The sequence below is a fragment of the Microbacterium pygmaeum genome, from assembly GCF_900100885.1.
GTDB lineage: Bacteria > Actinomycetota > Actinomycetes > Actinomycetales > Microbacteriaceae > Microbacterium > Microbacterium pygmaeum.
In genome coordinates, this window is record NZ_LT629692.1 from 3,296,474 (window position 1) to 3,318,447 (window position 21,974).

The window sequence follows — 21,974 nt, forward strand, 5'->3', positions numbered from 1 at the left end:
GGCGCATGATCGCGCCGGAGACGGTCGTCGCGCTCGCCTGCGTCACCGCGTTCGTCGCCGCGGGAATCCAGCGCATCACCGGCCTCGGATTCGTCCTCGTGCTGATCGGGCCGATCGTGCTCCTGTACGGACCGGTCGAGGGCGTCACGATCGGGGTGCTGCTGGCGCTGGTCGCATCGCTGACCGCCGTCCCGCTGGTGTGGCGTCGCGTGCAGTGGCGGCGGGCGTGGTGGCTGATCTGGCCTGGACTGCTCGCCGCTCCGTTCGGCGCGCTCCTGGTGCGGGTGCTTCCCGAGCCCGCACTGCTGCTGCTCATCGCCGCGATGGCGTACTTCGCGCTGATCGCCGGATGGATCCCGGCGCTCAGCGCCGCGCTGACCGGGCGCTCCGGGGCGATCGTCGCCGGCGCGTCCGCCGGATTCATGCACGTCGCCAGCGGCCTGTCCGGACCGCCTCTGGCCGCCTACGCCGTCGGGTCGAAGTGGGACCAGACGCGGTTCGCCGCCAGCGTCCAGGTGATCTTCGCCACGTTCAGTGTGATGTCGGTCGCGCTGCGCGGATTGCCGGTCTCACCGGCATCCGACATCTGGCTTCTCATCGCTGCGACCGCAGGAGGCATCATCGTCGGCACGCTGCTGACCCGCTTCGTGCCGCCGCGCGTCGCCCGACTGGCCATGCTCGCCATCGCGTGGGCCGGCGCAACGGTGGTGCTGATCCGTGGGGTGCTGGCACTCTTCTTCTGAGAACGCGGGTTTCGGCATCTCAGTTAACAGCGACTAACATCGAGGGGTCGTCCGAGCATCGGTGCTCGCGACGGGACGTCTGGGAGAAGGATGCGCGAGCAACGATATGCCGTGATCGGCGCGGGTCCGTCGGGACTCTCGGCAGCACGGGCCCTGCAGAAGGCCGGCATCGTGTTCGACGGCTACGAGGCCTCGCGCGGCGTCGGTGGGCTGTGGGACATCGAGAATCCCCGGTCGACGATGTACGAATCGGCGCACCTGATCTCGTCGCGCACGACGACCGAGTTCACCGAGTTCCCGATGGACACGACCGCGGACTACCCGAGCCACCGCACGCTCATCCGCTACTTCCGCGACTTCGCCGATCACTTCGGGCTCACCGAGCACTTCCGATTCGAGACGAAGGTCACCGCGCTGACACCCACCGACGGCGGCGGATGGATGCTGCGGGCCGACAGTCCGGACGGCCCGATGGAACGCGCCTACGCGGGAGTGATCCTCGCCAACGGCACGCTCGCCGAGCCCAACATCCCGCAGTTCCGGGGCGAGTTCACCGGCGAACTGCTGCACACCAGCGCCTACAAGTCGGCCGAGCAGCTCACCGGCAGACGCGTGCTGATCATCGGTGCCGGCAATTCCGGCTGCGACATCGCCGTCGACGCCGTGCACCACGCGGCATCCATCGATCTGAGCGTGCGCCGCGGCTACTACTTCGTGCCGCGCTATCTGTTCGGTCGCCCGTCGGACACCCTCAACCAGGGCAGGCCGCTGCCCCCACGCATCAAGCAGTTCATCGACACGCGGGTGCTGCAGGCGTTCACGGGCGACCCGGTGCGGTTCGGCTTCCCGAAACCCGACTACAGGATCTACGAATCCCACCCGATCGTGAACACGCTCGTGCTGAACCATCTCGGCCAGGGCGACATCACGATGCGGCCGGACATCGACCGGTTCGACGGTCGCACCGTGCACTTCCGCGACGGGTCCAGCGCGGAGTACGACCTGGTGCTGCTGGCCACCGGGTACACGTTGGACTATCCCTTCGTGGAGCGCGGCGCGCTGAACTGGCGCGGCTTCGCACCGAGCCTGTATCTCAACGTCTTCCCGCCGTCGTTCAACGGGCTCTACGTGATGGGCATGATCGAGGCATCCGGAATCGGATGGCAGGGCCGCTACGAACAGGGCGAGCTCATCGCGCAGTACCTCGCCGCACTCGAGCATCGCCCGCAGGCCGCTGCCGCGTTCCGCCGCCGGGTGCAGGACAGGCCCTGGCCCGACCTCACGGGCGGCTACCACTATCTCGGACTCGAGCGCATGTCGTACTACGTCAACAAGGACGCCTACCGTCGCGAGGTACGCGCCGCCACCGATGCCCTGCGCGCGGGTGAGCCCACGGCGGTGCGCGCATGAACATCGACGACGTGGTCCTGAACTTCAACCCGAACACGCTCATCATCCTCAACGTCGTGCTCGGGCTCATCATGCTCGGGATCGCCCTGGACACCTCACCGGACGATGCGCTGAAGCGCGACTTCGGCTACACCCCGACCCGGACCAGTCGCGAGGCGTTCGAGGAGTATCTCCGCACGCATCCGGGGGTCGCACGGCGCTGAGCGCCAGGCGCGCGGCGGCGCCGGAGGCCCCCCGGCGGCGCAGCATCCGCGCGGACACAGGAGATCCGGCGAGAACAGGACCCCGGCGACCGGATCGTCCTGTCCCGCCCTGATCTCCTGTTCTCGCGCGCTGCGCGAGCGTGCCGGCGCAGCGCCTACCGCTCGAAGCCCTCGGCGATCAGCTCGATGAGCTCCTCGCGCTCCTCGATCGGCAGGAACGCCCCTGCGGCGGCGTTCAGCTGGAAGGTCTCGAGGTCATCGAGGTCGTACTCGAACACCTCGGCCAGCAGCGCCAGTTCGCGCGTCAGCGAGGTGCGGCTCATCGTCCGGTTGTCGACGTTCACTGTGACTGAGAAGCCCAGCTGATACAGCAGGTCGAACGGGTGATCGGCCATCTCGGTGCCCCAGCGCTCGATCGCGCCGGTCTGCAGGTTCGAGGACGGCGAGAGTTCGAGCGGGATCTCGCGGTCGCGGACCCATCGGGCCAGCTCGCCGAACTCCACCAGCACCTCGTCGCCGGCGCGCGAGACGACATCGAGGTCCTCTGCGATGCGCACCCCGTGCCCCAGGCGCAGCGCGCGGCCATCGATCAGCGCGGAGCGGATCGAGTCCAGTCCCGCGGCCTCGCCGGCGTGCACGGTGGCGGGGAAGAACTCCGAGGCGAGGTAGTCGAACGCGACCTTGTGCCGCGAGGGCGGGAAGCCGTCCTCGGGGCCGGCGATGTCGAAGCCGACGGCACCGCGACCGCGCCAGGCGACCGCGAGTTCGGCGATCTCCAGCGAACGGTCGGTATGGCGCATCGCGGTGATCAGCTGGCCGACGCGGATGTCGCGCCCGTTCTCCTCAGCGGCCTCCTCGCCCTCCTCGATGCCGGACTGCACGGCCTCGACGACCTCCTCCAGCGACAGGCCGGTACCGAGGTGCTGCTCGGGCGCCCAGCGCACCTCGCCGTAGATCACGCCGTCGGCGGCGAGGTCCTCGACGAATTCGCGCGCGACGCGCGTGAGTCCTTCGGCGGTCTGCATGACCGCGGTCGTCAGATCGAAGGTCTTCAGGTACTCGACGAGCGAGCCGGAGTCGCTGCGCTCGGCGAACCAGTCCGCCAGCTCACCGGCCTCGGCCGCGGGAACCTCCAGGCCGATCGCGTCACCGAGCTCGATGATGGTCTGCGGGCGCACGCCGCCGTCGAGGTGGTCGTGCAGCGAGACCTTGGGAAGACCGCGGATCGAGACGCCTTCGAGCGTGGTGTCACCGTGCTGATCGATGGGCATGGTCATTCTCCTAGGACTCGTCCGAGGACGGGGTTTCAAGCGGCGGGGTGGGCTTCCAGTCTGGCGCAGATCAGCAGACAGAAGAAGACGGGATCAGCAGACAGAAGAAGACGGGAAGAAGGGAATCGGATGCCGCGGCGCGACGCGCGACGGGCATCCGCCGCACCGGGTCAGTCGATGATCCGCTCCCGGACGAGCGACGTCGCCTCCGGGGCATCCTGCCCGATCGCCCACGCGCCCTCCAGCGCGGCCAGGGCGCGCTGGAATCGCGATTCGTCGTGACCGAGCAGCGTGAACAGGGGCTGCCCGGCGGCAACCCGGTCTCCGGGCTTGACGTGCAGGTCGATGCCGGCCGAATGCACCACCGAGTCCTCGGCGCGCGCGCGGCCCGCCCCGAGCCGCCATGCGGCGATGCCGAACGGCAGGGCGTCCATGCGCGTGACGTGTCCGGCTTCGCCCGCCGTCACGACGTGCGTCTCGTGGGGCGTCGGCAGTGCGGCATCCGGATCCCCGTCCTGCGCACGGATCATCGCCCGCCAGCTGTCCATCGCACGGCCGTCGCGCAGCGCCGCCTCGATGTCGGCGTCCGGCTGACCGGCCAGGGTGAGCATCTCGCGAGCCAGCGCGACGGTGAGCTCGACGACATCGGCCGGGCCGCCGCCGGCGAGCACCTCGACCGACTCGCGGACCTCGTTGGCGTTCCCGATCGCAAGGCCCAGCGGGGTATTCATGTCGGTGAGGAGCGCCGTCGTGGCCACCCCCGAATCGGTGCCGAGCTCGACCATCGTGCGTGCGAGTTCGCGGGCCCTGTCGATGTCCTGCATGAACGCCCCGGAGCCGAACTTCACGTCCAGCACCAGCGAGTCGGTGCCCTCGGCGATCTTCTTGGACATGATGCTCGAGGCGATCAGCGGGATCGCCTCGACCGTTCCGGTGACATCGCGCAGCGCGTAGAGCTTCTTGTCGGCGGGAGCAAGCCCGGAGCCCGCGGCGCAGATGACCGCGCCGACGTCGCGAAGCTGCTCGTGCAGCTCCTCGTTGGACAGGCTCGCCGTCCACCCCGGAATCGACTCCAGCTTGTCGAGCGTGCCGCCGGTGTGGCCGAGACCGCGGCCGGAAAGCTGCGGGACGGCCACGCCGAACGATGCGACCAGCGGCGCCAGCGGCAGCGTGATCTTGTCACCGACCCCACCGGTGGAATGCTTGTCCACCGTCGGCTTGCCGAGGCCCGAGAAGCTCATCCGCTCCCCCGAGGCGATCATCGCGTCGGTCATCACCCGGATCTCGGTGCGCGTCATGCCGTTCAGCAGCACCGCCATCGCGAAGGCGGCCATCTGCGAGTCGGCGACGTAGCCGCGCGTATACGCGTCGATCATCCAGCGCAGCGCCTCTTCGGGCACCTCGCCGCCGTCGCGCTTGGTGCGGATGACATCGACGGCGTCGTGCGCCTCGGGCTGCCCGGTGCTCATCGTGCGGCCTCTTCGAGATCGCGGGGCCCGAACGCGTCCGGGAGGACCTCGTCGATCGTCCGGATGCCGGACACGGTCTCCAGCAGCATCCCGGGAATCGCGTGTTCGTACAGGAGCTGACGGCAGCGCCCGCACGGCATCAGGGTGGCGCCCTGACCGTCGACGCACACGAACGCGACGAGCTTCCCGCCGCCGGACATGAACAGGTCACTCACCAGCGAGCACTCCGCGCAGAGGGTCACCCCGTACGACGCGTTCTCGATGTTGCAGCCGGACACGATCCGCCCGTCGGAGACCAGCGCGGCCGCGCCCACCTTGAAGCGGGAGTAGGGAACATAGGCGAGCTCCTTGGCCGCGGTCGCGGCCGCGCGCAGCTCATCCCAGTCGATGTCGGTCACAGTGGATCCTCCGGGAGGTGTCGTGGGAGAACGGATGCCGCGGCTCGCCTGCACGCGGGCGCGTCGGTCATCCCTTGATGTACGGCTGGCCGTCGGCGGCGGGCGCTCGAGACTTGCCGACGACCCCGGCCACCACGAAGATCGTGACCAGGTACGGCAGCATCAGCATGAACTCGCTCGGCACCGGTGATCCGATGACGCTGAGGGTGTTCTGCAGGCTCGAGGCGAACCCGAACAGGAGCGCGGCCAGGGTGGCCTTGATCGGATCCCACTGGCCGAAGATGACCGCGGCGAGTGCGATGAAGCCGGCACCGGCGGTCATCTCCTTGTTGAAGGCGATGCCGTTGCCGATGGTGAACACGGTGCCCCCGATGCCGGCGATGGCGCCGGCGAGGAGCAGGTTCCAGAACCGGGTCGGGTTGACCTTGATGCCGACGGTGTCGGCTGCCTGCGGGTGCTCGCCGACGGCGCGCAGGCGAAGACCCCAGCGGGTGCGGAACATTCCGAACCAGACCAGGGCGACGGCGATGTACATCAGGTACACGATGATCGTCTGCCGGAACAGCACCGGCCCGAGGATCGGGATCTCGCTCAGGAACGGGATCGGCAGGCGGTCGAAGCGCGGCGGCGAGTTCAGCGTCGCGGCGTTGGGCTGGAGCACCTGGGAGTACAGGAAGCTGGTCAGACCCGCCACGAGCACGTTGAGCACCACGCCGACGATGACCTGGTCGACGACGTACTTGATCGCGAACGCGGCCAGGATGAAGGCGACCAGCATGCCGGCCACCGCAGCCGCCAGCAGCCCCAGGATCGGTTGGCGGGTCAGCGACGCGACCACGGCGGCGGTGAAGGCGCCGGCCAGCAGCTGGCCCTCGATGGCGATGTTCACGACACCCGCCCGCTCGCCGATCACGCCGCCGAGCGCGCCGTAGATGAGGGGTATCGCAAGACCGACGGCGCCCGCGAGCAGACCGGCGACGGGGATGTTCTTTCCGGCACCTGCCCACGCGAGGAAGCCGAAGATCGCGAAGACGATGAACGCGGCGATCAGCCACAGCGGAGTCTGACGGAACTGTCGCACGAACGCCACGGCGCCCAGCGTCAGCACCACCAGCAGCCCGAAGACGATCCAGGTGGACGTGCCGACCGAGACCGTCCACTCCGGCAGCTGCAGCGCGTCGGCCGCGGTCGAGATGCGGAACGTGGTCTCGCCGCCGCGCGGCGCGGCGACGATCAGCAGCGCGTACAGCGCGGTGAACACGGCGAGCGCGATCGGCGCCTTCCAGCTGCGGACCTCTGCCTTCAGCGGAGCCTCGGGCGCCAGAGCGCCGTCGACGGTACTCACGGGAGTCGTCATTTCGCCACCGTCCCAGCCTCGGCCTTGAGCGCCTTCTGCCTGGCCTTCTCACGGCGCCGCTGATCGCGTTCCGGCGAGGGCAGGAAGAAGATGGTGCGCACCAGCGGCGGAGCCGCGATGAACAGCACGATCAGCGCCTGGACGACCGTGACGATCTCGATCGGAATCCCTTCCGCCGCCTGCATCCCGAAACCGCCGGCTTTGAAGGCGCCGAACAGGATGCCGGCGGCGAAGGTGCCCCACGGCGTCGAGCGGCCGAGCAGCGCCACGGTGATCGCATCGAATCCGATCCCGGCGTCGATGTCGGCGGAGAACCCGGTCGTGATCGTGCCGAGCACCTGGTTGACGCCCGCCAGGCCCACCAGGGCGCCGGCGATCAGCATCCCGATGATGTACATGCTCTTGACGTTGATGCCCGCGACGCGCGCGGCCTTCGGATTCTCGCCCACCGCGCGGAACTTGAACCCGAGGCTCGATCTGCTCAGGATCCACCAGACGACGACCGTGGCGAGGATCACCAGGAGAAAGCCGAAGTGCAGGTTGTACTGGGGTCCGAGCAGCTCCGGGAAGACTGCGGTGTCCTTCATCGCGGGAGTCTTCGGGTTGCTCGACCCGGGCGCCTGCAGCAGGCCTGGCGTGCGCAGCATCCAGGAGATGAGGTAGAACGCGATGTAGTTCAGCATGATCGTCACGATCACCTCGTGCGCGCCGGTCCATGCCTTCAGGGCACCGGCGATGCCGGCCCACAGCGCGCCGGCGACCAGTCCCGCGATCAGCGCCACGATCATGTGGATGCCCCACGGCAGATCGAGCGAGAACGCGACCCACCCGGCGGCAGCGGAGGCCATCAGCATCTGACCGCGGCCGCCGATGTTGAACATGCCGATCCGGAACGCGAGCGAGACGCCCAGTCCCGCCGCGATCAGGGGTGTGGCGAAGGTGAGCGTCTCGGTCAGCGGACGGATGCCGCGCGCGAAGCTGTCCGCGCCGAAGTTGTAGATTGAGCCGCGGAAGAGGGCGATGTAGGCGCCGGAGACCGCCTCCCAGATCGCCACGATCGTGTCCCAGGGACGCGCGAAGAAGTAGCCGGCGGCCTGCTGGACGCCTTCATCGGTGAAGGCGATCATGATGCCGCCGACGATCAGCGCCAGCACGACGGCCAGCACCGAGATGAGTGCGTTCCCCTGGGTGATCCGCAGGAACGTGTCGTGCCACTTCGAGTTCTCGGGGACCCCGGGGGTGGGCGTCACCGGCGCCGCGGGCGTGGTGGCGCCGGCCAGCGGGGTGATGGCAGCGCCGCCGGTCAGGTTCTCGCTCACGCGGCGACCCCCTCGGTGGGTGTCTCGCCGGCCATCATGAGACCCAGCACACCGCGCGGGGTGTCGCCGGGCACGATGCCGATGATGCGGCCGCGGTACATCACGATGATGCGGTCGGCGAGCGCGGTGACCTCGTCGAGTTCTGTGGAGACCACGATGACCGGGATGCCCGAGTCACGCGTCTCGATGATGCGCTTGTGGATGAACTCGATCGATCCCACATCGACACCGCGGGTCGGCTGCGCGGCGACGAGCAGCGACAGATCGCGGCTCAGCTCGCGGGCCAGCACCACCTTCTGCTGGTTCCCTCCCGACAGCGTCCCGACTGGCGACTCGATGCCGGGGGCTCGTACGTCGAACTCGGTGAACTTCTCCCGCGCGAAGTCGGCGATGTAGCCGAGGCGCAGCCCGCCACCGCGCACGAACGGCGGACCGTCCGTCCGGTCCAGCACGAGGTTCTCCGCGATCGTCATCGGACCGACCAGGCCGTCCTCCTTGCGGTCCTCGGGAACGAATCCGACGCCCTCGTCGAGGATCCGCCGCACGCTCGCGCCGACCAGTTCCTCGCCGCCGAGGCGGACCGACCCCTGGACGCGCTGCTCCAGCCCGACGAGCGCCTCGGTGAGCTCCGTCTGGCCGTTGCCCTGCACGCCGGCGATCGCGACGACTTCGCCCGCGCGCACGTCGAAGCTGACGTCGTTGACGACGATCTGATCCTTCGCGTCGATGACGGTGAGTCCCTCGACGATGAGGGCGCGCTCACCGAGCGTCGGCGCATCCTTGTGGACGGTCAGCTCGACGGCGCGACCGACCATGAGTTCGGCGAGCTCGGCGTTCGTGGCTCCGGGCGATGCCTCGCCGACGACCTTGCCGAGGCGGATCACCGTGATGCGGTCAGCGACTTCGCGGACCTCGCGCAGCTTGTGGGTGATGAATACGATCGACGTGCCGGATTCCTTGAGCTGGCGCATGATCGCCATCAGCTCGTCGGTCTCCTGGGGGGTCAGGACCGCGGTGGGCTCGTCGAAGACGAGCACCCGGGCATCCCGCGAGAGCGCCTTGATGATCTCGACGCGCTGCTGCACGCCGACCGGGAGATCCTCGACGAGCGCGTCGGGGTCGACGTCGAACCCGAAGCGCGCGGAGATCTCGCGAACGCGCGTACGGGCGGCATCCAGATCGAGGATGCCGCCGGCCTTGGTCGACTCGTGGCCGAGCATGACGTTCTCGGCGACCGTGAAGACGGGGATCAGCATGAAGTGCTGGTGGACCATGCCGATGCCGGCGCGCATGGCGTCGCCGGGGCCCTGGAAGTTCTGCACCTGATCGTCGAGCAGGATGACGCCGTCGTCGGCTCGGTAGAGCCCGTACAGGACGTTCATCAGCGTCGACTTGCCGGCGCCGTTCTCACCCAGGAGGCAGTGGATCTCCCCCGGCTCGACCACCAGGTCGATGTGGTCGTTGGCGACGAGGCTGCCGAACCGCTTGGTGATACCGCGGAGTTCGAGCTTCATGCTCCAGATCCTAGTAAGTGGGCGGACGGACGAACAGGAACGGGGAGGCTGGTTCCCCAGCCTCCCCGTTCCGAGGGGACTCAGCCCGCGAGGTAGGACGTGACGACGATCGAGCCGTCGATGATGCCCGCCTGGATCTCGTCGAGCTCACCCTGGAGGTCGGGCGAGATCTTCGACTCGAAGTCGTGGAACGGTGCGAGCCCGACGCCTTCGTTCTCGAGGGTGCCGACGAACGGGGTGTTGTCGAACTCGCCCTGGCCTGCGGCGGTGACGGCTTCCTCCACACCGACGTCGATCGCCTTGCGGATCGAGGTCAGCAGCAGGTCGGCCACCGTCGGGTCGGTCTCGTAGACGTCGGCGTCGACGCCGACGAGGGCGATGTCACGACCGGAGTCGCGGATCACCGATGCGGCGCTCTGGTAGATCGGACCGCCGACGGGCAGCAGCACGTCGACGCCCTGGTCGACCAGACCCTGCGCGGCGTTGATCGCGTCCTGGTTGGCCGTGAACGCGCCGGTGAAGACGCCGTCCTGAGCGGCGGTGTCCCAGCCGAGCACCTCGACGGTGTCGCTCTTCTGCTCGTTCCAGTACGCCACGCCCTGGGCGAAGCCGTCCATGAAGATCGAGACGGTCGGGAAGTTCATGCCGCCGAACGTGCCGACCTTCTTGGACTTGTCGGTCGAGTACGACGCCGACGCATACCCGGCGAGGAATGCCGCCTGCGACGTGTCGAACACGATCGGCTTGATGTTGTCCGCGTCGGTCTCGCCGTCGAAGTCGTTGTCCACGACGTCGTCGATGGAGACGAACTCCAGATCGGGGTTGGCCGTGGCTGCCTCGCCCGCCGCCGAGGCCAGCGCGAAGCCGACCGTGACGATGAGCTTGCAGTTCTGGTCGATCAGGCTGGTGATGTTCGGGGCGAAGTCAGCCTCGGAGTCGGACTGCACAGCGACCGGCTCGACGCCAAGCGTCGAGGATGCGGCTTCGAGGCCCTCGAAGCCGAGCTGGTTGAACGACTTGTCGTCGAACCCGCCGGCGTCCGAGACCATGCAGGGAAGGAAGTCTGCAACGGCTCCGCCGGCGTCGCCGGTCTCTGAAGCGGTCGGCTCGGGTGCCGACCCGCAGCCGGCAAGGGCAACGAGCAGTCCGGCGGTGGCAACTACCCCGGCGAACTTCTTGGTGGTAGAGAAAGTCAACTCACGCCTCCATCAAAGGTGCCCCGCGGACTTCGCGGGTGACTGCATCAAGTTACCCATTGTGACGACGGGCTTGCATGCCGGACCGGCCCGACGGGCCGAATGGTTACAAAGACGCAACAGAGGCGACATCGGCAGTGCGGATGCCTCGGCTCCGGCATCCGCTCCGACTCGACGAGCGCTCTAGAGGACGTCTCCGCGGCCGGTGAGCTTCAGGGCGTCCACCACGCCCTTGACGCGCTGCGCGTGCTCGCTCGTGGTGATCAGCAGCGCATCCGCGGTGTCGACGATCACGATGTCCTTCACGCCGATGACGCTGATGATGCGCTGCGTCTGGCTCACGACGATGCCGCTGGACGCGTCGGCCAGGACACGCGCGTTCTCGCCGAGGATCGCGAGGTCGTTCTTGCGCCCGTGGGAGTTGAGTTTCGCAAGGCTCGCGAAATCCCCCACATCGTCCCACTCGAAGTGCCCGGGGACGACCGCGAGGCGGCCCTTCTCCGCTGCCGGCTCGGCGACGGCGTAGTCGATCGCGATCTTGGTGATGCTCGGCCAGACGCGGTCCACGACCGGGCCCCGCAGTTCGCGGTCATCCCACGCCTCTGCCAGCTCCATGAGCCCGGCGTACAGCGCAGGCTGGTTCGCCTCGATCTCGGCCAGGAGCACGTCGGCGCGCGAGATGAACATGCCCGCGTTCCACAGGTAGGAGCGGTCCGCGACGTACTCGCGGGCGGTGTCGAGATCGGGCTTCTCGACGAAGCGCTTCACGTAGGCGGCCTCGGGGGCGCCGTCCACGACGAGCTCATCGCCCTTCTGGATGTAGCCGAAGCCGACCGAGGGCTCGGTCGGCGGGATGCCGAGGGTGCAGATGTATCCGTCGCGGGCGACGGCGACCGCCTGGCGGACGGCGTGCTCGAACAGCCGGGTCCCGCGGATGACATGATCGGCCGCGAACGATCCGATGATGACGTCCGGCTCGCGGCGGTGCAGGATCGCGGCGGCCAGACCGATGGCCGCGGCGGAGTCGCGCGGCTCCGACTCGAGGAACACGTTCTTGTCCGGGATGCCGGGCAGCTCCCGCTCGACCGCGGCGCGGTGCGCGCGTCCGGTCACGACCGCGATGCGGTCCGAGCCGGACAACGGCTCGAGGCGGTCCCACGTGTCGCGCAAGAGTGTCTGACCGGAACCGGTCAGATCGTGCAGGAACTTCGGCGCGTCGGCGCGCGACAGCGGCCACAGCCGGCTGCCGATCCCGCCGGCGGGGATGACGGAGTAGAAGTCCGGGATGGGCTCTGGCTTCAGGGGCTCTGGCATGCGGCCAAGCGTACCCAGCGCGATCGACGCGAACATTTCGTGGCGGTGTCGCGACGAGGCCTGAACTGTCTCGACGTCGAGACAGTTAGGGTCACCTCATTGGCCTGGCGACACGGTGCGGTCGTAGGATGAAAAGGCGCCCGCGCAAGGTCTGCGCCCGCGCGTTCAGACCTCGCACCGACAGGGAGGACGACCGTGTCCGCAGGCATCCGCTTGACACCGTCGGTATCCGAGACCACGTCCAAGGTTCCCCGAGGCACGCTGTACCGGGGTTCCGAAGGAATGTGGTCCTGGGTACTGCACCGCATCACCGGCGTGGCGATCTTCTTCTTCCTCCTCGTCCACGTGCTGGACACGTCGCTGATCCGCGTGTCGCCCGAGGCGTACAACGCAGTGATGAGCACGTACAAGAACCCGATCATGGGCTTGGGCGAGGTCGTCCTCGTCGCTGCGATCGCCTACCACGCCTTCAACGGCCTGCGCATCATCGCGGTCGACTTCTGGCCGTGGGCGACACGCCACCAGCGCCACCTGTGGTGGGGCGTGCTCGGCCTGTGGGCCGCGACGATGGCCGGGTTCGCGCCGCGTCACCTGATCAACGTGTTCTCCGAGATGTCAGGCGGTCACTGATGAGCACCATGGATCTCGCCGCGCCCCGCTCGCCGCTGGCCGCACCCCGGCGCAAGGGACCCAACCTCGAGAAGTGGGGCTGGATCTACATGCGCGTCTCGGGCGTGCTGCTGGTCTTCCTCATCTTCGGCCACCTCTTCTTCAACCTGTTCCTCGGCGACGGCATCAAGGGCATCGACTGGGGATTCGTCGCCGGCAAGCTCGCGAACCCGTGGTGGCAGTGGTGGGACGTGGTCATGCTGTGGCTGGCGCTGATCCACGGCGCGAACGGCATGCGCACCATCGTGAACGACTACGTGACCCACTCGGGCACACGGCGCGTACTGGTGTGGGCGCTGTGGCTGGCGGCCGGGTTCCTGATCGTCCTGGGCACGCTCGTCGTCTTCGCGTTCGACCCGTGCAACGGGGTCACGACGGACAGCGTGTTCTGGGAGCAGTGCCAGAACCTGCCCGCACCCCGGCTCTGAGCCCGCATCGCCAATCGACGAACAGACAGTAGAGGCACTCTTTCCGTGAGCACCCCAACCGTGGGCACCGACAGCATCGTCAAAGACGGCGTCCACTATCACCAGTTCGACATCGTCATCGTGGGAGCCGGCGGCGCCGGCATGCGCGCGGCGATCGAGGCCGGGCCCGGCGCGAAGACCGCGGTGATCTCGAAGCTCTACCCCACCCGTTCGCACACCGGTGCCGCACAGGGCGGCATGGCGGCCGCGCTCGCGAACGTCGAAGAGGACTCCTGGGAGTGGCACACCTTCGACACCGTCAAGGGCGGCGACTACCTCGTCGACCAGGACGCGGCCGAGATCCTCGCCAAAGAGGCCATCGACGCGGTCATCGACCTCGAGAACATGGGTCTGCCGTTCAACCGCACGCCCGAGGGCAAGATCGACCAGCGCCGGTTCGGCGGGCACACCGCCGACCACGGCAAGACCCCGGTCCGCCGCGCGTGCTACGCCGCCGACCGCACCGGCCACATGATCCTGCAGACGCTGTTCCAGAACTGCGTCCGCCTGGGCATCAACTTCTTCAACGAGTTCTACGTGCTCGATCTGATCACCGTGAAGGACGACGACGGCAGCACCCAGATCGCGGGCGTCGTCGCCTACGAGCTGGCCACCGGCGATCTGCACGTCTTCCAGTCCAAGGCGGTGATCTTCGCCACCGGCGGCTTCGGGAAGATCTACAAGACGACCTCCAACGCCCACACCCTCACCGGTGACGGTGTCGGGATCATCTGGCGCAAGGGACTGCCGCTGGAGGACATGGAGTTCTTCCAGTTCCATCCCACCGGCCTCGCCGGCCTCGGCATCCTGCTCACCGAAGGCGCGCGAGGCGAAGGCGCCATCCTGCGCAATGCGTCCGGCGAACGCTTCATGGAGCGCTACGCACCCACCATCAAGGACCTCGCACCCCGCGACATCGTCGCACGCTGCATGGTGCAGGAGGTCGCGGAAGGCCGCGGCGCCGGCCCGCATAAGGACTACGTGCTGCTGGACTGCACGCACCTGGGTGCCGAGGTGCTGGAGACCAAACTCCCCGACATCACCGAATTCGCGCGCACCTACCTCGGCGTCGACCCCGTCGTCGAGCCGGTGCCGGTCATGCCGACCGCGCACTACGCGATGGGCGGCATCCCGACCAACAACAACGCCGAGGTGCTCTCGAACAACACCACCGTCGTTCCGGGCCTGTACGCCGCGGGCGAGTGCGCGTGCGTGTCGGTGCACGGCTCGAATCGGCTCGGCACCAACTCGCTGCTGGACATCAACGTGTTCGGCAAGCGCGCCGGCCGCAACGCGGTCGAGTACGTGAAGACTGCCGAGTTCGTCGAGATTCCCGAGGGCTCGGTCAACGAGGTCGTCGGTCTCATCGAGGGCCTGCGCGCCAATCCGGGCCAGGAGCGCATCGCGGTGCTGCGCAAGACGCTGCAGGACGAGATGGACAAGGGCGCCCAGGTGTTCCGCACCCACGAGTCGCTCGCACACGTGCTCGAGGTGATCGCCGACCTGCGCGAGCGGTTCAAGAACATCCACGTCGACGACAAGGGCAAGCGCTACAACACCGACCTGCTCGAGGCCGTCGAACTCGGCTTCCTGCTCGACCTCGCCGAGGTCGTCGTCTACGCCGCGCAGAACCGCGAGGAGAGCCGTGGCGGTCACATGCGCGACGACTTCCCCAAGCGCGACGACGAGAACTACATGAAGCACACCATGGCCTACCTGACCGGCGACCCCCACTCGTCGCATCCTGCCGACCACATCGACCTCGACTGGAAGCCCGTGGTCATCACCCGCTACCAGCCGATGGAGAGGAAGTACTGATGGCCACTCTCGTCGCGACGGGCACGGACGACCAGATCGAAGATGCCCTGCAGAACGTGACGCCGGAAGAGACCGGCATCCAGTCGTTCCTGGTCACCTTCATCATCCGCCGGTTCAACCCGGAGATCGACGAGGAGCCGCGCTGGGTCGACTACGACGTGGAGCTCTACTCGACGGACCGCGTGCTGGATGCGCTACACAAGATCAAGTGGGAGGTCGACGGGTCGCTGTCGTTCCGCCGCTCGTGCGCACACGGCATCTGCGGGTCGGACGCGATGCGCATCAACGGCCGCAACCGGCTCGCCTGCAAAACGCTGATCAAGGATCTCGACATCAGCAAGCCCATCTATGTCGAGGCGATCAAGGGCCTGCCGCTGGAGAAGGACCTCATCGTCGACATGGAGCCGTTTTTCGCGTCGTACCGCGAGGTGCAGCCATTCCTGATCGCCGGGTCCGTCCCCGAGAAGGGCAAGGAGCGCGTGCAGTCGATCGTCGATCGCGAGATCTTCGACGACACCACCAAGTGCATCCTGTGCGCCGCGTGCACCTCGTCCTGCCCCGTGTTCTGGACCGACGGGCAGTACTTCGGCCCGGCCGCCATCGTCAACGCGCACCGCTTCATCTTCGACTCGCGCGATGACGCCGCCGACGTGCGACTGGACATCCTCAACGACAAGGAAGGCGTGTGGCGCTGCCGCACCACCTTCAACTGCACCGAGGCGTGCCCGCGCGGCATCGAGGTGACCAAGGCGATCGCCGAGGTCAAGCAGGCAGTGCTCCGCGGTCGCCGCTGAGCCCGTGCCCGCCGCAGCGGTCAGATCGCGTCTCGCGATCTCGGCCGCATACGCGGCGCAGGGCCTCGGCTACGCCGTCGTCGTCACCTCCCTGCCCACGCTGAAGGCCCGCCAGGGCATCGACGACACCACGGTGTCGCTGATCGTGCTGCTGGTGTGCGTCGCCGCTGCGGGCGGATCCGTGCTCGCCGACGCCCTCGCCCGCTGGCGCGGCAGCCGCATCGCCCTCGCCACCGGCTTGACGCTCGAGGTCGCCGGGCTGGCGCTCATCCTGATCGATTCGCCGATGCCGCTGTTCGTCACCGCGTTCGCGATCTACGGACTCGGCCTGGGGGCGGTCGACGCGTCCGGGGCGATGCAGGGCGTGCTGGTGCAGCGCCGGTACGGGCGCGACCTGATGGGCGGGTTCTTCGCGTCGTACACCGCCGCGGCGATCCTCGGCGCCCTCGCGGTCGCTGGAGCTGCCGCGCTCGGCTGGCAGTCGGCGCCGTTCATCGTCGCAGCGCTCGTGCTTCTGGTGGTGGCCCTCCTCGGGCTGCGCGCCTTCGATCCGGAACGCGCCGCCGCTCCGGTCGGCGCGCGGGCGACGCGCCCGCTCCCCCGCCGCGGGATCTGGCTGTTCGGCTTCATCATCCTCGCCGCGTTCACCCTCGACTCCGGGGTGAGCACATGGAGCACCGTCTACCTGCAGGACGACCTCGCCGCCGCCGCCATCATCGCCCCGCTCGGGTACGCGGCCTACCAGCTGGCGATCCTGGTGACCCGGCTGGTCACCGACCGTTCGGTGGACCGCTGGGGACCGAGGCCGGTCGCCGTGCTGGCCACGGCGACCTCGATCGCCGGTCTGCTGCTGGTCGCGCTCCTGCCGTTCCCGGTCGCCGCGGTGGTCGGCTTCGCCCTCGCCGGCGTCGCGGTCGGCGCTCTGGTCCCGCTCTCGTTCACCTCGGCCGGCGAACTCGATCCGTCGCGCAGCGACGAGATCATCGCCCGGGTCAACCTGTTCAACTACGCGGGAGCCGTTCTGGGCGCGGTGGCAATCGGCCTGCTCGCCGACGCCCCGGGCCTGCAGCTCGCGTTCCTGATCCCCGCGGTGCTGCTGATCCCGGTGTTCTTCGTCGTCCGCCGGTTCCGGGCGCCCTCGAAACCCGCGGCGCGTCGGGATGCGGCATCCGCCGATCGCTAATCTGTGACAGTGAGTCCCCGAAGCGCGCGCAGCGCCGCGCCAGACACCCGCGCCGCGGCCGCCGATGCCGCGCGCGAGGAGGAGACCCTGCGCCAGCGCTGGGAGGCGACGCAGGAGTCGTTCCGCGAGCGGTTCGACGAGCCGATCCAGGCGGCCACCAAGATCACCAAGGCGACGATGGCGTGGTTCCCGGTCCGGGTCTGGCGGCACTTCCTCCAGCACAACGGATTCCTGCTGGGCGCCGGCATCAGCTATCAGGCGCTGTTCGCGATCTTCGCCGGGATCTACGTCGCGTTCGCGATCACCGGGCTGTGGCTGGGTGGCAATCCGGATGCCGTCGACGCCATGATCTCGGTGATCAACAGCTACATCCCCGGGCTGATCGGTCCGCACGGAGTGATCTCGACGGACGAGGTGCAGACGATCGCCTCCAGCACCGGCGGCGTGCTGAGCATCACCGGCATCATCGCGCTGGGCACGGTGATCTGGACCGCCATCGGCTGGGTGACCTACTCTCGCCGCGGGGTGCGCGACATCTTCGGCATCCCGCCGGACCGCCGCAGCTACCTCCTGCTCAAGGCACGCGACCTCGTCGCCGCGATCGTGTTCGGCGTCGCCCTGATCGTCGGTTCGGCTCTGAGCGCGATCAGCGCGTGGGCCCTGCAGTGGATCCTGTCGCTGTTCGGGATCGACACGGGAACGGGGATGCTCGACACCAGCATCCGCCTCGGCACCGTCGTGGTGTCCTTCGCACTGAACGCGTCCGCCCTCGCGGCCCTCTTCCGGTTCCTGACGGGCACCCAGCTGCGCTGGCGGATCATCTGGCCCGGCGCCCTCCTGGGTGGTGGCGCGCTGACCGTGCTGCAGTTCGGCGCCGGCCTGCTGCTGAGCTACACGCCCTCCAACCCGCTGCTGGCGACGTTCGCGATCTTCGTGGGACTGCTGCTGTGGTTCAAGATCAGCGGGATCATCATGCTCGTGGCAGCCTCGTGGATCGCTGTCGCCTCGCACGACAAGGACATCCCGATCCTCCTGCCGACGGAGGCCGAGCGCATCGCCGCCGAGCATCAGGCGCTGCTGCTGGCAGCGCAGGTGCGGCTGCGCACCGCGCGCGAAGCGCGCGACGCGGCGCCCTGGTATCGGACGTGGCGGGCCGACTACGCCCTCCGCGAGGCCGAGGACGAGCTCCATCGGGTTGAGGCGTCCTCCCCGCCGCCGGAGCTGCTCGCCCGGTCTTCCGGGAAGAAGCGGAAGGCTGCTGCCGCGGCCGAGCCGGACCGAGGCAGTGTCCGGGGCGACGGATAGGCTCGAGGGCGTGTCTCGAAGCGTCCGCATCGCCTCCATCAACGTCAACGGGATCCGCGCGGCGGTCCGCAACGGGATGATCGAGTGGCTCGACGGGGCCGGCGTCGACGTCATGGCGCTGCAGGAGGTGCGTGCCACCGAGGAGCAGCTGCGCGACGCGCTGCCCGGGTGGGAGCTCGTCAACGACGAGGCGCTCGCGAAGGGCCGTGCGGGCGTCGCGATCGCGACCCGGATGCCCGCGGTGCAGGTGCGCCGCGTGCTGGGCCCCGAGCCGCTTGACTCGGCGGGCCGCTGGATCGAGGCCGACATCGACGTCGACGGCGAGCGCCTCACGGTCGTGAGCGCCTACGTCCACACGGGCGAGGCGGACACCCCCCGGCAGGACGCCAAGTGGGCGTTCCTGGACGCCATGGAGAGGCGGATGCCGCAGCTGCGCGCCGAGTCCCCGCTCTCGGTGATCATGGGCGACCTGAACGTGGGTCACCGCGAGCTCGACATCCGCAACTGGAAGGGCAACGTCAAGAAAGCCGGCTTCCTCCCCCGCGAACGCGCCTACTTCGACCGCTTCCTCGGCCCCGCGGGCGAGCCGGTCGTCGGCGTCGACGGGTCGACCGGCATGGGCCTGGGCTGGACCGACGTCGGCCGAACCTTCCACGGCGAGGTCGATGGCCCGTACACGTGGTGGTCCAGCCGCGGCAAAGCCTTCGACAACGACACCGGCTGGCGGATCGACTATCACCTGTCCACTCCCGAGCTGGCGGAGCGCGTGAGCGACTACCGGGTCGTGCGGGCGCCGTCGTGGGACACCCGCTGGAGCGACCACGCACCCGTGGTCGTGGACTACACGATCGGTCGCTGAGCGGGGCGCGGGCGCAGGCGGGACAGCGGGTCGAGGCATCCGGCTCCCCCGTAGAATCGACCGGTGAGCAAACCCCGTCTGTACTCCGGCATGCAGCCCTCCGCCGATTCCCTCCAGGTCGGCAACTACATCGGGGCGCTCATGCAGTGGCGCGACCTGCAGGAGGCGTACGACGCGTACTTCTCGGTGGTCGACCTGCACGCGCTGACACAGCCGAACGACCCGGCCGAGCTGCGCGAGAAGACCCGGCGCACCGCGGCGCAGTACATCGCGGCGGGCATCGAGCCGTCGAAGTCGACGCTGTACGTGCAGTCGCACGTGGCCGCGCACCCGGAGCTCGCCTGGATCCTCTCCACGATTACAGGCTTCGGCGAGGCCGGCCGGATGACGCAGTTCAAGGACAAGTCGGCCCGCTACGGCGTGGACACCACGTCGGTGGGCCTGTTCACCTACCCGGTGCTGATGGCCGCCGACATCCTCCTGTACCAGACCGACATCGTGCCGGTCGGCGACGACCAGAAGCAGCACGTCGAGCTGACCCGCGACCTCGCCGAGCGCTTCAACTCGCGCTACGGGCAGACCTTCAAGGTGCCGATGCCGGTGATCCAGCAGGACACCGCGCGGATCTACGACCTGCAGAACCCGACCGCGAAGATGTCGAAGTCGGCGGAGTCGGATGCCGGCACCCTGTGGCTGCTGGATGACCCGGCGGTCAGTGCCAAGAAGATCATGCGGGCCGTCACCGACAGTGAGGGCGCGGTGCACTACGACCGGGAGCAGAAGCCGGGGGTGTCGAACCTCCTGGTGATCTACGCGGCACTGACGGGTCGGCAGATCCCGTCCATCGAGGACGAGTACGCCGGGCGCGGCTACGGCGACTTCAAGAAAGGGCTCGCCGAGGTCGTGGTGAACGAGTTCGGTCCGGTGCGCGCCCGCGCGCTCGAGCTGCTGGACGACAAGGCCGAGCTCGACCGCGTCCTCGCTGCGAACGCCGACCGGGCGGCCGAGGTCGCGGGCCGCACGCTCGACGACGTGTACGACCGCGTGGGTCTGCTGCGGCGCTCGCGCGCCTGAGCGGTGCGCTGCGCGCCGGGGCACTGCGCGCCCGGGCGCTGTGGGTCGGGTGCGCTGCACGCCCGGGTGCACTGCACGCCCGGGCGCGCTGTACGCCGGGGTGCGCTGTACGCCCGGGTGCACTGCACGCCCGGGTGCGCTGTACGCCCGGGGCACTGCGCGCCGCGGTGCGCTGCACGCCCGGGTGCGCTGTACCGGGCGGTGCCCGCCGAGGCGCGGCGCCGGGGCGCCGCCCGCCGGCTGACGACTGGTGCGAGTGCCCGGTGTGATGTCGGGACCGTCAGGCGCGTGTGCACCAACTCCTCCTGACCGCTGCCGGCGACGTTCTGCGTCCGCGGGTTCGCGCGAATCTGCAGGCCCCGCCGCGCACCCGAGATGGAGTTATGACACACCTCGGACCGTCAGCATCCCGCGGATCGCCGCGATGACGTCGTCCGGACGTGTCATGATCACGGCCGCAGTCAGCCGCAGAGTCGCGTAGCCGCGCGCGGCGAGCCTGAGATCCCGCTCACGATCCTTCGCCTGCTGCTCCCAGGCCTCGTGGAACTCTCTGCTGTCGCACTCGATCACCAGCCAGCCGTCGACGAGGAGGTCGACGCGGCCGATGCCGTCGAAGGTCACCTGCGGGATGATGTCGCAACCCAGCCCACGCAGTATGAGACGCACCAGCGTCTCCGGTCCGGATTCGGCGCGTCCATTGATCAGCGGCCGCAGCACCTGGAATCTGGCAGGCAGCGCGGCGAAGATGTCGCCCATGTCGATCTCGTCGATCAGGCCGGCATGCAGCGCGCTGTCCAGCGTGGCGATCGCGTATCGGGCGGGCTGACAGATCACCGCGTGGATCAGTGCGTCGAGAACGCCGACGCAGGTCGAGGTGCCCTCATCCTGACGCGCCAGCGTCATCCAATGGAGCCGATATGCCCTGTCGGCACGCGGCGCCAGCGGCGCCCGGGTGGTGCCCGGTGATCGAAGTCTGCTCGACCCGCGCGGCACATGGACGTGCAGTCTGCTGTTCTGGAAGACGAAGACCCCGAGCATCTGCAGCAGCGTCAGACACGTCGCGCGACCGCCGATGCGAACCGCGGACTGCAGCGCCGCAGGGATATCCGTCCGCACGTAGCGGTCGCGCCGGACGCGCAGAAGTTCGCCGCTCTCGAGCGCACGGGCGAGACTCCGGCGAGTGAATCCATGGGCGCACAGTTCAGCGCGGCTGTATGCGTTCCAGGTCAGTTCCATCGGTGAAGGATGCCGCCGAACGCCGCGCCTCCGGCGGGCTGCAGGCTCGGCTGTGGAACATCGTCCCGTGCTGTCGCATCGGGAGGAGGGGGCGGGGTGGTGGTGTGGCACTGGTGTGCCACAACTCCGCCTCGATGGGAAGCGTTGAGCCACGAAACCGCGGAATTCTGCGGCACGGCGAGACGGCGGCCAAAGCCCAGGCGGAGTTGTGGCACGGAGCGCGGGTGTGCCGAGCGCGGCACCATCGCGCACTGGCTGCCGGGCGGGAGAGAGGCGACACAGGGTCATCGCCGTCTGGTGTGCCACAACTCCGCCTCAACTGGAGGCGTCGAGCTACGAAGCCGCGGATTCGCGCGGCACAGCGACGCGGGGGCC

General features: G+C 68.7%; 20 protein-coding genes. 11 read left to right on the top strand and 9 right to left on the bottom strand.

All coding sequences use genetic code 11. The annotated features are described in order from the left end of the window. Positions 1-5: 5 nt before the first annotated feature. The 3 genes from BLT19_RS15815 (at position 6) to BLT19_RS18040 (ending at position 2,356) form a co-directional block, all read left to right on the top strand. Complete coding sequence (locus BLT19_RS15815; protein ID WP_091492249.1) at positions 6-743, top strand: sulfite exporter TauE/SafE family protein; 738 nt, start codon at positions 6-8, stop codon at positions 741-743. 90 nt (positions 744-833) lie between these two features. Then, entirely contained in the window at positions 834-2,153 is a 1,320-nt protein-coding gene (locus tag BLT19_RS15820; protein ID WP_091492251.1) for a flavin-containing monooxygenase, read from the top strand. Further along, the gene (locus tag BLT19_RS18040) at positions 2,150-2,356 is read left to right on the top strand and encodes a hypothetical protein (RefSeq protein ID WP_091492252.1); all 207 of its coding nucleotides are present in this window, start codon (positions 2,150-2,152) and stop codon (positions 2,354-2,356) included. Before BLT19_RS15820 ends, BLT19_RS18040 begins: the two co-directional genes overlap by 4 nt. Before the next feature lie 155 nt (positions 2,357-2,511). On the opposite strand, the gene BLT19_RS15830 is transcribed toward BLT19_RS18040, so the two are convergent. From BLT19_RS15830 to BLT19_RS15865, 8 genes are all read right to left on the bottom strand, one after another. Beyond that, positions 2,512-3,627, bottom strand: a complete 1,116-nt coding sequence (locus BLT19_RS15830) for an adenosine deaminase (protein WP_091494212.1) — start codon at positions 3,625-3,627, stop codon at positions 2,512-2,514. A 170-nt stretch (positions 3,628-3,797) separates the two neighbouring features. After that, the gene (locus BLT19_RS15835; RefSeq protein WP_091492254.1) at positions 3,798-5,096 is read right to left on the bottom strand and encodes a thymidine phosphorylase; all 1,299 of its coding nucleotides are present in this window, start codon (positions 5,094-5,096) and stop codon (positions 3,798-3,800) included. After that, on the bottom strand, positions 5,093-5,494 hold the full coding sequence (locus BLT19_RS15840; RefSeq protein WP_091492257.1) for a cytidine deaminase: 402 nt from the start codon (positions 5,492-5,494) through the stop codon (positions 5,093-5,095). Before BLT19_RS15840 ends, BLT19_RS15835 begins: the two co-directional genes overlap by 4 nt. Positions 5,495-5,561: 67 nt before the next feature. Continuing rightward, the gene (locus BLT19_RS15845; protein WP_091492260.1) at positions 5,562-6,851 is read right to left on the bottom strand and encodes an ABC transporter permease; all 1,290 of its coding nucleotides are present in this window, start codon (positions 6,849-6,851) and stop codon (positions 5,562-5,564) included. Next, complete coding sequence (locus BLT19_RS15850; protein ID WP_407939834.1) at positions 6,848-8,131, bottom strand: ABC transporter permease; 1,284 nt, start codon at positions 8,129-8,131, stop codon at positions 6,848-6,850. The genes BLT19_RS15845 and BLT19_RS15850 overlap by 4 nt, the downstream gene beginning before the upstream one ends. A 35-nt stretch (positions 8,132-8,166) precedes the next feature. Next, on the bottom strand, positions 8,167-9,684 hold the full coding sequence (locus BLT19_RS15855) for an ABC transporter ATP-binding protein (protein ID WP_091492263.1): 1,518 nt from the start codon (positions 9,682-9,684) through the stop codon (positions 8,167-8,169). A gap of 80 nt (positions 9,685-9,764) precedes the next feature. Further along, positions 9,765-10,880, bottom strand: coding sequence for a BMP family lipoprotein (locus tag BLT19_RS15860; RefSeq protein WP_091492266.1), 1,116 nt, complete (start codon positions 10,878-10,880; stop codon positions 9,765-9,767). Between the two features lie 183 nt (positions 10,881-11,063). Then, positions 11,064-12,194 carry a mannose-1-phosphate guanylyltransferase gene (locus BLT19_RS15865; protein ID WP_091494219.1) on the bottom strand — a complete coding sequence of 377 codons (1,131 nt, stop codon included), beginning with the start codon at positions 12,192-12,194 and terminating at the stop codon, positions 11,064-11,066. Positions 12,195-12,389: 195 nt separating this feature from the next. Between BLT19_RS15865 and sdhC the strand changes: the two genes are divergently transcribed. The 8 genes from sdhC to trpS all read left to right on the top strand — a co-directional run bounded on the left by sdhC (position 12,390) and on the right by trpS (position 20,363). Beyond that, the gene (gene sdhC, locus BLT19_RS15870; RefSeq protein WP_091492269.1) at positions 12,390-12,824 is read left to right on the top strand and encodes a succinate dehydrogenase, cytochrome b556 subunit; all 435 of its coding nucleotides are present in this window, start codon (positions 12,390-12,392) and stop codon (positions 12,822-12,824) included. Next, positions 12,824-13,291, top strand: coding sequence for a succinate dehydrogenase hydrophobic membrane anchor subunit (locus BLT19_RS15875; RefSeq protein WP_091492271.1), 468 nt, complete (start codon positions 12,824-12,826; stop codon positions 13,289-13,291). The genes sdhC and BLT19_RS15875 overlap by 1 nt, the downstream gene beginning before the upstream one ends. Positions 13,292-13,336: 45 nt before the next feature. Continuing rightward, entirely contained in the window at positions 13,337-15,148 is a 1,812-nt protein-coding gene (gene sdhA, locus BLT19_RS15880; RefSeq protein WP_091492274.1) for a succinate dehydrogenase flavoprotein subunit, read from the top strand. Continuing rightward, positions 15,148-15,942: a succinate dehydrogenase iron-sulfur subunit gene (locus BLT19_RS15885; RefSeq protein ID WP_231917690.1), complete on the top strand. Its 795-nt coding sequence runs from the start codon at positions 15,148-15,150 to the stop codon at positions 15,940-15,942. The genes sdhA and BLT19_RS15885 overlap by 1 nt, the downstream gene beginning before the upstream one ends. Positions 15,943-15,946: 4 nt before the next feature. Continuing rightward, entirely contained in the window at positions 15,947-17,125 is a 1,179-nt protein-coding gene (locus BLT19_RS15890; protein WP_091492277.1) for an MFS transporter, read from the top strand. A 9-nt stretch (positions 17,126-17,134) separates the two neighbouring features. Continuing rightward, a complete protein-coding gene (locus tag BLT19_RS15895; RefSeq protein WP_231917691.1) occupies positions 17,135-18,430 on the top strand; it encodes a YihY/virulence factor BrkB family protein in 1,296 nt (431 codons plus the stop codon). A 10-nt stretch (positions 18,431-18,440) separates the two neighbouring features. After that, positions 18,441-19,289, top strand: coding sequence for an exodeoxyribonuclease III (locus BLT19_RS15900; RefSeq protein ID WP_172825654.1), 849 nt, complete (start codon positions 18,441-18,443; stop codon positions 19,287-19,289). A gap of 63 nt (positions 19,290-19,352) precedes the next feature. After that, positions 19,353-20,363, top strand: coding sequence for a tryptophan--tRNA ligase (gene trpS / locus BLT19_RS15905; RefSeq protein ID WP_091492282.1), 1,011 nt, complete (start codon positions 19,353-19,355; stop codon positions 20,361-20,363). 381 nt (positions 20,364-20,744) lie between these two features. On the opposite strand, the gene BLT19_RS15910 is transcribed toward trpS, so the two are convergent. After that, entirely contained in the window at positions 20,745-21,599 is an 855-nt protein-coding gene (locus BLT19_RS15910) for an endonuclease domain-containing protein (protein ID WP_157681883.1), read from the bottom strand. Between the last annotated feature and the right edge of the window lie 375 nt (positions 21,600-21,974).

Bases quoted from the DNA above. Each gene is read 5' to 3' on its own strand.
- BLT19_RS15835 (WP_091492254.1), bottom strand. From the start codon at position 5,096: ATGAGCACCGGGCAGCCCGAGGCGCACGACGCCGTCGATGTCATCCGC.
- BLT19_RS15875 (WP_091492271.1), top strand. From the start codon at position 12,824: ATGAGCACCATGGATCTCGCCGCGCCCCGCTCGCCGCTGGCCGCACCC.
- BLT19_RS15865 (WP_091494219.1), bottom strand. From the start codon at position 12,194: ATGCCAGAGCCCCTGAAGCCAGAGCCCATCCCGGACTTCTACTCCGTC.
- BLT19_RS15830 (WP_091494212.1), bottom strand. From the start codon at position 3,627: ATGCCCATCGATCAGCACGGTGACACCACGCTCGAAGGCGTCTCGATC.
- BLT19_RS15815 (WP_091492249.1), top strand. From the start codon at position 6: ATGATCGCGCCGGAGACGGTCGTCGCGCTCGCCTGCGTCACCGCGTTC.
- BLT19_RS15855 (WP_091492263.1), bottom strand. From the start codon at position 9,684: ATGAAGCTCGAACTCCGCGGTATCACCAAGCGGTTCGGCAGCCTCGTC.
- BLT19_RS18040 (WP_091492252.1), top strand. From the start codon at position 2,150: ATGAACATCGACGACGTGGTCCTGAACTTCAACCCGAACACGCTCATC.
- BLT19_RS15845 (WP_091492260.1), bottom strand. From the start codon at position 6,851: ATGACGACTCCCGTGAGTACCGTCGACGGCGCTCTGGCGCCCGAGGCT.
- BLT19_RS15885 (WP_231917690.1), top strand. From the start codon at position 15,148: ATGGCCACTCTCGTCGCGACGGGCACGGACGACCAGATCGAAGATGCC.
- BLT19_RS15910 (WP_157681883.1), bottom strand. From the start codon at position 21,599: ATGGAACTGACCTGGAACGCATACAGCCGCGCTGAACTGTGCGCCCAT.
- BLT19_RS15820 (WP_091492251.1), top strand. From the start codon at position 834: ATGCGCGAGCAACGATATGCCGTGATCGGCGCGGGTCCGTCGGGACTC.